Below are 12,397 nucleotides of genomic sequence, written 5' to 3' on the forward strand. Positions count from 1 at the left end.
AGGACCCCGCGGCCGCCCGAAGGGGCGGCCGCGGTTGCCCCTTGCCCCGCCCGCCGACGACTGCGGCTGCCGGCGGCCAACCAACAGGATCAGACGTAGCCGCCGGTGGTGGGTAGCCACGCCGCCGGCGGCCCGCTCACCACGCAACGAGGGAGACACCCGAGATGGCCAGCAGTTACCTCGCGCCCGGTGTGTACATGGAGGAAGTGTCGTCGGGTTCGCGGCCGATCGAGGCCGTCGGGACCGCGGTGGCCGCCTTCGTGGGATTCGCCGAGCGCGGCCCCCTGCACGAGCCCGTGCTCGTCACCAACTGGACGCAGTTCAGGCAGAACTTCGGCGACTTCGTCGAGGGGTACTACCTCGCGCACGCGGTCTACGGCTACTTCCAGAACGGCGGCGGCACCGCCTACGTCGTGCGGGTCGGCGGGGGCCAGGAGAACAGCGACACCGGCAACGGCCAGGCCGCCCTGCCGGCCGCCGAGCTGCCCGCCGCGGGCGCCGAGGGACGCCCCGCGCTGACGATCTCCGCGCGTGCAGCGGACGCCGGCGACCTGACCGTCGAGGTGGCGCCGGCCAGCGAGGAGTCCGAGGACACCTTCAAGCTCATCGTGAAGCAGGGCGGCCAGCCGGTCGAGACGTTCGACAACGTCACCACCAAGCGCGGCGCCAACAACGTGGCGACCGTGGTCCGCCAGCAGTCCAAGCTCATCGTCGTCGAGGAGACCAAGGGCAAGGCGCTCGTCGCGCCCCGCCACGGCGAGATCGCCCTCGGCGCGCCCGGCACCAGCCCGGTCAAGGTCGAGGCGAACGACTACGTCGGCAACTCCTCGGACCGCACGGGTTTCGGTGGTCTCGAGGCGATCGACGAGATCACCATGCTCGCCGTGCCCGACCTCATGGCCGCCTACCAGCGCGGCGTGCTGAGCGCTGAGGACGTCAAGGCCGTCCAGCTGGCCATGATCGCGCACTGCGAGCTGATGGCCGACCGCGTCGCCATCCTGGACACCCCGCCCGGCCTCAAGGCCCAGGAGGTCAAGGAATGGCGGATGGACGTCACTGGCTACGACTCCAAGTACGCCACGATGTACTGGCCGTGGATCAAGGTCGCCGACCCGGTGGCCGGCAAGCAGGCTTTCGTCCCGCCGTCGGGCCACATGGCCGGCATCTGGGCCCGCAACGACTCCACCCGCGGTGTCCACAAGGCACCGGCCAACGAGGTCGTGCGCGGCGCGGTGACCCTGGAGCTCAACATCACCAAGGGTGAGCACGACACGCTCAACCCGATCGGTGTGAACTGCATCCGCTCCTTCCGCGGCCAGGGCATCCGGGTGTGGGGCGCGCGGACGCTGTCCAGCGACCCGGAGTGGCGTTACCTGAACGTGCGGCGGCTGTTCAACTACGTGGAGAAGTCGATCCTTCAGGGGACGAACTGGGTCGTCTTCGAGCCCAACGACCCCAAGCTGTGGGACTCGGTCAAGCGCACGGTCACGATGTTCCTGCGCCGGGTGTGGCGCGACGGCGCCCTGTTCGGCAAGACCCCGGCGCAGGCCTTCTTCGTCAAGTGCGACGAGGAGAACAACCCGCCGGAGAACCGGGACGCCGGCATCCTCACCGTCGAGATCGGCATCGCCCCGGTGAAGCCGGCCGAGTTCGTGGTCTTCCGCATCTCGCAGTTCGCCGAGGGCGCGGGCCTCGAGGAGTGACCTTCCAACCCCACGTCCTTCCCACGTAAGGAGCATCCACAATGGCCGGACTAGGGCCGAACCAGCCGAACGACGCGATCACCGCCGCGCGGTTCTCGATCACCATCGACGGCTACGAGATCGCCTCGTTCTCCGAGCTGCAGGGCATCACCACCGAGGTGGAGCCGGTGGAGCTGATGGAGTCCACCGACAACGAGATCATCCTCAAGAAGCTGCCGGGCAAGGCCAAGCCGGCGACGCTGGTCCTCAAGCGGGGCAAGAACTCCAGCATGGAGCTGTGGGCCTGGCACGAGGCCGTGCTGATGGGCGACATCGTGGCCGCCCGCAAGAGCTGCTCGCTGGTCATGTACTCCACGGACGGCAAGCCGGTCGCGCGCTACCACCTCGAGCACGCCTGGCCGTCCAAGCTCGAGGTCGGCGCGCTCAAGGCCGGGTCGAGCGAGGTGCTGATGGAGACGGTCACGATCGTGTCCGAGCGCATCCAGCGCGTGTCCGCGTGACCGCCACGATGTCCCAGACCATGCCGCAGGCCGAGCCGGGCCTGCGCACCGAGTACCCGTTCACCCTGCCGCGCGGCTACGTGGACGAGCACGGCGGCGTGCACCGCGAAGGCGTCATGCGCCTCGCCACGGCCCGGGACGAGATCACCACCCAGGCCGACCAGCGGGCCAAGCAGAACCCGGCGTACCTGACCGTGCTGCTGCTGGAGCGCACGGTCACCTCGCTGGGCAGCCTGCCCGCGGTGGACACGTTCGTCATCGAGAACCTGTTCGCGTCCGACCTGGCGTTCATGCAGGACCTGTACCGGCGGATCAACGCCGACGGCCACACCGAGGTCGCGGTCAGCTGCCCGCACTGCGGCAACGACTTCGCGGTGGACGTCGCCGGTGATGCGCCGGGGGGATCGTGACGTACGCGGCTGAACGGATGTGGGAGGAAGTCGCGTACGTCGCCTACTACCTGCACTGGAACCTCGACTCGATCCTCGACCTCGAGCACCCGGTGCGGGAGCGCGTGATCGGGGAGATCGGGAAGATCCACACCGCCTTCGGTGCGGACGACTAGGGAGGAAACGCTGATGCGGTGGCCGTTTCGGCGCAAGGGGGCGGCGGCTCCGGCCAACCCGTCCACTTCGGACGTCGCGCCGGCGGTGGCGGCCGGTGCCCAGGCGCCGGTCGCGCGTCCGTCCGGGCGGCAGTGGTTGACCCTGCCGCCGCTGCCGGTCACCGTGAACCGCCCCGCGCCGCTGGTCACCGGGCCACCACCGGTACTGCCGCCGCTGCCCGGGCACCGTTCGGTGTCCGGTCCGGCCGTGGCTCCGGCGATGGGCCGGGTGGAAGGGCTCGCGAAGGTCGTGCCACACGTGCCCGAGCCGGCCGCGGCCCCGGCGTCGCCGCTCCCGGAGCCCGTGCGCCCGCTTGTGCACCGGCGGCGGGTCCGCGGTGGCCCGCCGGGCACCGGGCCAGCCGCGATGGTCGAGGCCACCGGCGGCTACGTCGGCGAGGCGCGCGAGCCGGCGGTCCCACACCGGGCGCCGGGCTGGATGCGCTACGTCCCGGAGTGGCTGAACCAGGGCACGCAGTCCGACCCGGAGCCGGCCCGCCCGGCACCCAGGGCGGAAACCGCGCCCAAGCCGGTGCTGCCGCCGTCGAAGGTGGTCGAGCGGCCCACCACCCCGGTCGCCACCCAGGCACCGTCCACAGTAGAAAAGCCACCGCTGCCGGAGCGGCCGGCCCGGCGGCCGAGCCTCGGGCAGAGCCGCCGGCTCGGTCTGGGAGCACCGCTCAAGCACCCCGAGGAACAGCCGGCAGCCGAATCGGTGTCCCCGCCCTCGGTGCCCGAACCGGTCGCCGCCCCTCGGGTGTCCGAGCCGTCGGCCCCGGCCGGGCAGGACCCCGGCGACAGGGAGACCGGCGACAGGGAGACCGGCGACAGGGAGACCGGCGACAGGGACACCGGCGACAGGGACACCGGGGACGACGACGCCGAGGGCGAGCCGCCGCCCGCCCCGCCGCCCGCTCCACCGCCCCGGCCGGCCCTGCGCCACCCCCGACCCGACCCGGCACCGGTGCCGCCGACCCCGGCGGCACCGGTGACGCCGCGCTCGGCACCTCCGGTGACCCCCCAACCGGTCACCAGGCGCGAGGTCCCGGCCGCCGCGGTGCCGCTCACCTACCGGAGCAGCCCGGGACGGCAACGACCCCGTCCGGTCGTCCCCGCCACCCCCGCGCGGACGGCCCAGCCGCCGAGGCGGGTCGCCGGGTACGTGCCAGCCGACCTGGCCTCGGCACTGCGCGGCCCGCACCAGGTGGACGTGTCCTCGATCCCGGTGCACCGCGGACCGGAGGTGTCCGCGGAGGCACGCTCGCTCGGCGCCCGCGCCTTCGCCCGCGGTGGCGAGGTGTACCTGCCGGACGAGGCCGGTCCGCTGGACACCCCGAAGGCCCGCGGGCTGCTCGCGCACGAGCTGGTGCACGCGGTCCAGCAGCGCACGCTCGGCCCCACGCTGCCCGCCGTGCACACCCCGGCGGGTGCGGCGCTGGAGGCGGCGGCGGTCGCCGTCGAGCACGCGCACTCCGGGCACTCCGGACACGCGCACGCCGAGCCGGCGCCGCTTCTGCACCCGTCGCTGACCCAGGTGATCAGCCAGGCCGCGCGCACCGTCGGGGTGCAGCTCGCCCCGCTGGTGGCCAGCGAGCCGGTCGTCCCGCCCACGGTCGCGCCGCTGCTCCCGCCGACACCACCGGCGCCGCCGGTGCCGGACGCGGTCACGCCGGCCCCGCTGGCGCCACCGGTCCGCGACGAGATCGACCTCATCGCCGAGGCGAGCGCGATCCGCACGCTGGAGGAGTGGACCGCGCCCACCGCGGAGGAGGAGGCGCTGGCCATCGAGGCGGCGTCCGCGCCGTCCGGCTTCGCCGAGCCGTCCGCCGGCGGGTTCGACCCGCTCTCGGTCGCGGACCTGCCGCTGCCGCCGGAGCTGCCGCTGGGCCACCAGCGGCAGGACCAGGAGCTGGCCGCCCAGGTGATGCAGGTGATGAACGTCGAGCGGGCCTCGAACGGCCAGCAGCCGCTCACGACGCTGGACGCCGAGACGATGAGCCTGATCCAGCGCATGGTGGCCGAGCAGACCGAGGCCGCCGCCACCCGCGCGGTGATCTTCGGCCAGGCCGCCGCGAGCGGTGCCGCCCAGGCGGAGCCGCCGGCACCGGCGCCCACCCAGTCCACCCAGCCGGAGACCGCGCCGGCCGCGCCGGTGGCGGCCCAGCCGGTCCAGCAAATCGAGGCGCTGCTCCCGCCACCCGCGCCGGTGCTGGTGCCCGCGCCGCCCCCGGCGCCGGAGACGACCAGTACCGACCCGAGCGACCGGCCGATCGAGGTCGAACGGCTCGACCTCGACCAGCTGGCCGCGCGCATCTACGACCGGCTACGGACCCGGATCCGCATGGAACTGTTGATCGACCGGGAGCGGGCCGGCCTGCTCACGGACTTCCGTTAGGAGTGAGGACATGGCGGGACTGAACGCCCAGACCAAGATCGGCTCGGCCAACCGGTTCTTCGTGAAGGCCAGTCCCGGCGACTGGGACCTGGGCAGCTGGGCCAAGGCCGAAGGGCTGGACGTCACTTGGGAGATGCCGGACTACCGCGCCGGCGACGCCGGCAACGCGCGCTGGTTCTTCCCGGCCAACACCAAGTACAGCCCGGTCAAGCTGACCAGGGCGGCCACGAAGGACGACACCCAGTCGGTGAAGGACTTCCTCAGCAAGAACTCCTTCACCCACGAGCGCGAGGGTTGGGTGACGATCGAGCTCCGTGACTCGTCCGACCAGGCGGTCATGATCTGGGAGCTGCGCGCCGCGAAGCCGAAGAAGTGGAACATCACCTCGTTCGACGCCGGCGCGAGCCAGGTGGCGGTCGAGGTCCTCGAGTTCGACCACGAGGGCTTCCTCGACGACGAGCGGACCGGCTAGTCCACACAGGACAGCGTGACAGCACGACGACACGACAGCGGCGGAGGGACAGGTCATGGCGATGAGCCTGAGCGCGATGCTCGGCTTGACCACCCGGTTCCGGGTGACGGTCGACGGCATCGACCTCGGCGGCTGGTCCAAGTGCACCGGGCTCGCCGTGGAGTTCAAGAGCGAGCGGGTCAAGGAGGGCGGCAACTACGAGACCCAGCCGATCCTCGCCGGGCACCTGGAGTACCCGAACATCCAGCTCGTCCGGGCGATGAACGCGGCCGATTCGCGCCAGGTCCAGGCCTGGCTGCGCAGCAAGGTCGCCGACTGGGTGAACGCCCACTCCAGCGGGGGCGGCGGCACCGCCGAGATCACACTGCTGGACGCGCACCTCAAGTCGGTGGCGAGCTGGTCGCTGCGCAACGTGTACCCGGCCAAATGGGACGGTCCCCAGCTGACGGCCGAGACCTTCGGCATCGCGGTGGAGACGCTGACGCTCGTGCACGAGGGCTTCCTGTGAGAACGAGCGAGATCGAGAGGACCAGCTGACATGACCGACCCATTCGGCATGGCCAAGTCGGGCGTCGAGCAGACCGCCGCCGCGGCCGACCAGCTCGCCCAGCCCCTCAAGGACATGGCCGGCAAGGCCGCCGACGCGGCCGGGAACCACCTCAAGGCGGCCGCCGAGCCCGCGGCGGCGGTGGTCAACACCGTCGCCGACCGCGTCGGCGAGGCCGTGGACGCGGCGGAGTCGGCGGCCGGCGTGGTGATCGACGTCGCCTCGAAGATCCTCGCGCGGGTTCCCGCCTCACTCACCTGCGCGACGCCCCCGAACATCGGCTTCGTCCCGTTCGACTTCAACCCCGAGAAGATCACCATGTCCCGGAGCTCGACGACGTCCGGGATGACCAAGCCGCAACGCCCCGGCTCGACCGCGCTCAACACCGGCGCCAAGACTTCCGGCGGCTCGGGCAGCTACATGCGCAACGTCAAGGCCTCCAAGATCGCGCTGGCCGAGGTGGTGTTCGAGGGCCCGTTCACCAAGCTGCGCTGCGACACCCTGCTCACCTGGATGAACCCCAGTACCGGCCTGATGGCGCTGGTCGGCGGGCGCGGCAACTTCGCCACCGCCCCGGCCCCGCTGATCTTCACCTGGGGTCCGCCGATGGTCGGCTTCATGTACAACGTCAAGCTCATCTCGTGCACCGTCGTCTACGAGCGGTTCACCCCCGCGGGCATCCCGATCCGGGCGAAGATCAAGCTCGACATGGAGGAAGTGCCCTCCATCCTCGGCAGCCTGCCGACCAACCCGACCTCGGGCGGCCTGCCCGGCCGGCGCAGCCACACGGTCGCCGAGGGCGAGAGCCTCCAGTCGATCGCCATGGACAACTACGGCACACCGGGGCTGTGGCGGCGCATCGCCGAGGTCAACGGGATCCAGAACCCGTCCCGGCTGCGCGCCGGCGCGGTGGTCTACCTGCCCAACGCCGACGAGCTGACCGGAGGCCGGCGATGAGCCTGTTCGGTGGCGAGTGGGGCAAGATCGTCCACCCGGGAGTCTTCGTCGGCTACCCGGTCGGCCTGCCGCTGATGCCGGCCTACGAGGAGATGCTGGTCCGCACGGTCGTGGACACCCACCTGCACCTCCCGGACATGTTCGAGCTGACCTTCGTGGACGAGAACGGCTCGCTCACCACCGACGCGGGCATCCGTATCGGTACGGTCATCGAGGTCCGCGGTGGCAAGGAGTCCGACAGCACGACGACCTCGCTGATCACCGGCGAGGTCACCTCGATCGAGGCGATCTGCCAGCAGAACCTCATCTTCACCGTGGTCCGGGGCTACGAGCGCGCCCACCGGTTGCAGCGGGCCAAGCGCACCCGCACGTTCGTCAACATGACCGACGCCGACATCGCCCGCCAGGTGGCGTCCGGGGCAGGGCTCACCATCGGCACGATCGACCCGACCACCACCACCCACAGCCACGTGGCGCAGGTGGCCCAGACCGACTGGGAGTTCCTCACCCAGCGGGCCAGGGAGATCGGCTTCGAGACCGGCGTCGCGGGCAACAAGTTCTTCTTCCGCAAGGCGTCGGGCAGCGCGGCCGGCGGGGGCGGGCTCGGCGCGCTCGCCAGCGCCGCCGCCTCGGCGGTCGGGCTGGGCACCGGCAAGCTCATGTTCAAGGACAACCTGATCAGCTTCTACCCGCGCATCTCGGCGGCCAACCTCACCACCGAGGTCGAGGTCCGGATGTGGGACTCCAAGGACGCGAGGGTGGTGACCGCGAGGGCCGACGCGGCCAGCGGAACCGCCACCATCGAGGGCCAGGTGCCCAAGCAGCTGGCGAACTCCTTCACCGACGGCTTCCTGCCGCCGCTGCCGTCCCTGCCCGCGCTGCCGCCGATCCCCGGGCTGCCGAAGATCGACTTCGGGACGTCGCCGAGCAGCACCGCGCACGTCGTCGTCGACCGGCCGGTCGCCGCCGGGGTCTCCGCCTCCCGGGCCGCCGAGGAGGTCGCGAAGAGCGTGGCCGAGCACATCGGCAGCACCTTCGCCGAGGCCGAGGGCGACGCGATGGGGGACCCGGCGATCCAGGCCGGGGAGCAGGTGGAGATCGACGGTGTGCCCAAGGAGTTCGTGGGCAAGTGGACCGTGACCAACGCCCGCCACGTGTTCGACGCGGAGGAGAACGGCTACCACACCAGGTTCTGGGTGAGCGGCCGGCAGAACAGGAACCTGCTCGGGCTGACCGGGACCATCGCCGAGAACCGGGCGCAGATCGGCGGGCTGGTCTGCGGGGTGGTGACCAACGCCAAAGACCCGGAGCGGCTCGGCCGGGTCAAGGTTGCCCTGCCGTGGCTCTCGCCGGATTTCGAGTCGGACTGGGCGAGGGTGGTGCAGTTCGGCGCCGGCTCGCGCAGCGGCGCGCTGTTCCTGCCGGAGGTCGGCGACGAGGTGCTGGTCGGCTTCGAGTTCGGCGACCCGCGGCGCGGCTACGTGCTGGGCGGACTGGTCAACTCGAACACCAACTACGAGCCGCTGCCCAGCGCGGTCAACGGCTCCGGCTCGGTCGTCGAACGCGGCATCGCCTCGCCCGCCGGGAACAAGCTGCGGTTCACCGACGACCTGCCGCCCGGCCCGCCCGGGTTGCCGCCGATCAAATCGGCGATCTCGTTGGGCACCAAGGACGACAAGCTCGGGCTGGTGATCGACCAGGTCGCCGGGACGGTCACGCTGGCCTGCAACCCGAAGCCGCCCGCGAGCAAGACACCCGCCGGGACTCTGACGATCGAGTGCGGCGACATGGGCGCGATCACGATCAAGGGCGGCATGGGCGGGGTCAAGATCCAGTCCGAAGGGCAGCTCGAGCTCGACGGGAAGCTGGGCGTGAAGATCAACAGCAGCGCTCTCGTCGAGGTCAAGGGCTCGCTGATCAAGCTGAACTGAAGGGAACAGTCCGATGTCGACACAGCAGGACTTCATCGGTGCCGGCTGGGCGTTCCCGCTCGGGGTGGCACCGCAGGGCGGGATCGCCCTGGTGCGCCGGGAGGTGGAGCTGGAGCAGGCGATGCGCCTGATCCTGTCCACCTACCCCGGCGAGCGCCCGATGCGTCCGGAGTTCGGCAGCCGTATCCGCGACTTCGTCTTCCGCCCGGTCAACGTGCAGACGGTCGCCGAGCTCACCCGCGTGGTGCGCGACGCGATCCTGCGCTGGGAGCCCCGGGTGGACGTGGAGGCCGTTCTGGTCACGCCGGTCCCCGGGGAGGACGGCATGCTCCACATCGACATCCAGTACCGGCCCAAGGACACCAACGACCGCCGGAACCTGGTCTTCCCCTTCTACACGATCCCCGAGGACGGGAGTGACTACTGATGGCGTTGCCCGCACCGAACCTGGACGACCGGCGGTTCCAGGACCTCGTCGACGACGCCAAGCGGATGGTGATGCGTCGGTGTCCGGAGTGGACTGATCACAACGTGTCCGACCCGGGCGTCACGTTGATCGAGACGTTCGCGTTCATGACCGACCAGCTGCTGTTCCGGCTCAACCAGGTGCCCGACCGGCTGTACGTGAAGTTCCTCGAGCTGATCGGGCTGCGGCTGATCCCGGCCACGCCCGCCCAGGCCGACGTGACGTTCTGGCTGTCCGCGCCCGCGATCACCTCGGTCGGCATCCCGGCCGGTACCACCGTTGCCACACTGCGCACCGAGGTGGACGAGTCCGTCGTCTTCGCGACCGGCCACGACCTGCAGATCGTGCCGTGCTCGCTGGCGAGGGTGGCCACCAGGGCGGCGGACGCGGACGCGCAGAGCGACCGCACCGACGAGATCAAGATGGGGCAGTCGTTCCCGGTGTTCTCCGCCGTGCCGCGGGCCGGTGACGCGATGCTCGTCGGGCTGTCCAACCCCGTGCCCAACTGCGTCGTGCGGCTGGACCTCGACTGCCGGGTCGAGGGTGTCGGCGTGCACCCCGACCACCCGCCGCTGGTGTGGGAGGCGTGGAACGGCAAGGAGTGGCGGCGCTGCCTGGTGTCGACCGACACCACGGGCGCGCTCAACGCCACCGGTGAGGTGCACGTGCACGTTCCCGGCGACCACGAGTCGGCCGTGCTCGGTGGCGAGGCCGCCGGCTGGCTGCGGGCGCGGGTCGTCGACGTGCCGGAGGACTGCCCGACGTACTCGGCCTCCCCGTTCGTCGCCGCCCTGTCGGCGAGCACGATCGGTGGCGCCGTCGAGGCGGTCCACTGCGAGATCGTCGAGGAGGAGGTGCTCGGCGACTCCGAGGGGGTGCCGGGTCAGCAGTTCTCGATGTCCCGCAGCCCGGTCCTGATCGGTGCGGGGGCGGCGACGCTCGAGACGATGTCCGACGCGGGCTGGCAGGAGTGGAGCCAGGTCCAGCACTTCGCCGGCAGCGGCCCGGACGACCGGCACTTCATCCTCGACGGCGCGTCCGGGGTCGTCCAGTTCGGACCGGCCATCCGGGAGCCCGACGGCGCGCTGCGCCAGTACGGCGCCGTCCCCGAGTACGGCGCGACGGTCCGGATGCGGCGCTACGCCACCGGCGGCGGCCGGATCGGCAACGTGGGCAAGGGTGCGATCCAGACGCTGAAGTCGTCGATCCCGTTCGTCAGCCGGGTGGAGAACCTGGAGCCGGCGAGCGGCGGTGTGGACGGGGAGAGCGTCGAGCAGGCCAAGGCCCGCGGCCCGATCCTGCTGCGCACCCGGAGCCGGGCGGTCACCGCCGAGGACTACGAGGCGATCACCCAGGAGGCCGCACCCGACGTGGCCCGGGTCCGCTGCGTCACCGCAGGCGACGACGACACCGACCCGGGCTCGGTCCGGGTGCTGATCGTGCCGGCGGCAGCGGAGAGCGGTGGACGGATCGACTTCCCCGAGCTGGTACCGGGTGAGGAGACCCTGCGCCGGATCAGCGACCGGCTGGACGAGGTGCGGCTGGTCGGCACCCGGGTGCTGGTCTCGCCCCCGCGCTACCGCGGGGTGACCGTGGTGGCGCGGGTGATCGCCCGGCCGCGGCTGGACGTGGCCCGGGTGCGGGCGGACGCGCTGGCGGCCCTGTACGAGTACCTCAACCCGATCAGCGGGGGACGCGACGGGCGCGGGTGGGAGTTCGGCCGCCCGGTGCAGGCCGGCGACGTCTACGCGCTGCTGCAGCGGGTTCGCGGGGTGGACCTGGTGGAGGACGTGCGGCTGTTCGGGGCGAACCCGGTGACCGGTGAGCGCGGCGAGGAGACCCAGCGGCTCGACGTCGACCCGCACAGCCTCATCTTCTCCTATGAGCACCACGTGAAGGTGGAGGACCACTGATGCGCGGGATGGTGCCCGGCCTCGGCACACCGACGCCGATCATCGAGATGCTGCCGGCGGTGTACCAGGAGGACCCGTTCACGGAGCGGTTCGTCGCCGGTTTCGACGACGTCATGGCGCCCATATTGTCCACTCTGGACTGTCTGGTCGACTACTTCGACCCCTACCTGGCGCCGGAGGACTTCCTGGAGTGGATGGCCGGCTGGGTGGGCATCGAGCTCGAGGAGGGTTGGCCGATCGAGCGGCGCCGGGCCGTCGTCGCGACGGCCGTCGAGATGTACCGCATGCGCGGCACCGTGGCCGGGCTGCGGGCGAACCTGCAGGTGCTCACGGGTGGCCGGGTGGAGATCGCCGACTCGGGCGGGGTCGGCTGGTCCCGCTCTCCGGACGGGGACATGCCCGGCGAGGGCTCGCCCCGGCTCGCGGTGCGCATCCGCGTGCACGACCCGACGAGCGTGCCGATGGATCTGGTTGACCAGGCGGTCGCGGCGGCCAAGCCGGCGCACGTCGTGCACAGAGTGGAGGTGGACCGGCCGTGATCGTCTGCAAGAGCTGCGGCTTCCACAACAAGGAGACCGACGCGTTCTGCGGGTCGTGCGGAGCGTTCCTCGAGTGGACGGGGGAGAAGCTCAAGCCGGTGCCGGTACCGGCCGCGGAGCCGGAGGAGGACGAGGAGGAGCCGAAGAAGGGCTGGTTGGCCCGCCTCCAGTCCGCGCTCTACCTGGACGTCGGCAACCGCGACCCGGTCGAGACCAAGGCCGCGGGACCGGGTGCCCGCCCTGGCGCCCCGCCCGGAGCCCCGCGGCCGCCGGGCGCCCCGCCGCCGCCCCCGGGAGCACCCAAGCCACCGCCTCCGCCAGGTGGTGGCCCGAAGCCGCCCGCTCCGCCGGGCGCGCCGAAGCCGCCCCC

Annotated in this window: 12 protein-coding genes and 1 pseudogene; all 13 read left to right on the forward strand. The window is 71.7% G+C overall.

Annotated elements, in window-relative coordinates:
• Positions 1–164: 164 nt before the first annotated feature.
• Complete coding sequence (locus tag BU204_RS18640) at positions 165–1,703, forward strand: phage tail sheath family protein (protein WP_075126979.1); 1,539 nt, start codon at positions 165–167, stop codon at positions 1,701–1,703.
• A gap of 41 nt (positions 1,704–1,744) precedes the next feature.
• Positions 1,745–2,203 carry a phage tail protein gene (locus BU204_RS18645; RefSeq protein WP_083661421.1) on the forward strand — a complete coding sequence of 153 codons (459 nt, stop codon included), beginning with the start codon at positions 1,745–1,747 and terminating at the stop codon, positions 2,201–2,203.
• Positions 2,204–2,211: 8 nt separating this feature from the next.
• Entirely contained in the window at positions 2,212–2,613 is a 402-nt protein-coding gene (locus BU204_RS18650; protein ID WP_198942914.1) for a phage tail assembly protein, read from the forward strand.
• The gene (locus tag BU204_RS40795; RefSeq protein ID WP_332888580.1) at positions 2,610–2,768 is read left to right on the forward strand and encodes a DUF6760 family protein; all 159 of its coding nucleotides are present in this window, start codon (positions 2,610–2,612) and stop codon (positions 2,766–2,768) included. The genes BU204_RS18650 and BU204_RS40795 overlap by 4 nt, the downstream gene beginning before the upstream one ends.
• 13 nt (positions 2,769–2,781) lie before the next feature.
• A complete protein-coding gene (locus tag BU204_RS41970) occupies positions 2,782–5,202 on the forward strand; it encodes an eCIS core domain-containing protein (protein WP_075126980.1) in 2,421 nt (806 codons plus the stop codon).
• 10 nt (positions 5,203–5,212) lie between these two features.
• Positions 5,213–5,674: a phage tail protein gene (locus BU204_RS18660; RefSeq protein WP_075126981.1), complete on the forward strand. Its 462-nt coding sequence runs from the start codon at positions 5,213–5,215 to the stop codon at positions 5,672–5,674.
• A 55-nt stretch (positions 5,675–5,729) separates the two neighbouring features.
• Entirely contained in the window at positions 5,730–6,182 is a 453-nt protein-coding gene (locus BU204_RS18665) for a phage tail protein (RefSeq protein WP_083661422.1), read from the forward strand.
• Between the two features lie 30 nt (positions 6,183–6,212).
• On the forward strand, positions 6,213–7,178 hold the full coding sequence (locus tag BU204_RS18670) for a LysM peptidoglycan-binding domain-containing protein (protein WP_075126982.1): 966 nt from the start codon (positions 6,213–6,215) through the stop codon (positions 7,176–7,178).
• The gene (locus tag BU204_RS18675) at positions 7,175–9,109 is read left to right on the forward strand and encodes a phage baseplate assembly protein V (protein ID WP_075126983.1); all 1,935 of its coding nucleotides are present in this window, start codon (positions 7,175–7,177) and stop codon (positions 9,107–9,109) included. Before BU204_RS18670 ends, BU204_RS18675 begins: the two co-directional genes overlap by 4 nt.
• Before the next feature lie 13 nt (positions 9,110–9,122).
• Entirely contained in the window at positions 9,123–9,536 is a 414-nt protein-coding gene (locus BU204_RS18680; protein WP_075126984.1) for a GPW/gp25 family protein, read from the forward strand.
• Positions 9,536–11,488 (forward strand): putative baseplate assembly protein, encoded by a 1,953-nt coding sequence (locus tag BU204_RS18685; protein ID WP_075126985.1) that lies wholly within the window; start codon positions 9,536–9,538, stop codon positions 11,486–11,488. The genes BU204_RS18680 and BU204_RS18685 overlap by 1 nt, the downstream gene beginning before the upstream one ends.
• Positions 11,488–12,027, forward strand: coding sequence for a phage tail protein (locus tag BU204_RS18690; protein ID WP_075126986.1), 540 nt, complete (start codon positions 11,488–11,490; stop codon positions 12,025–12,027). Before BU204_RS18685 ends, BU204_RS18690 begins: the two co-directional genes overlap by 1 nt.
• Positions 12,024–12,397: pseudogene (locus BU204_RS40800) on the forward strand (hypothetical protein); the annotation flags it as partial. The gene BU204_RS18690 and the pseudogene BU204_RS40800, both read left to right, overlap by 4 nt.

Origin of the sequence: Actinophytocola xanthii (assembly GCF_001921205.1) — a bacterium.
GTDB classification, from domain to species: Bacteria; Actinomycetota; Actinomycetes; order Mycobacteriales; family Pseudonocardiaceae; genus Actinophytocola; species Actinophytocola xanthii.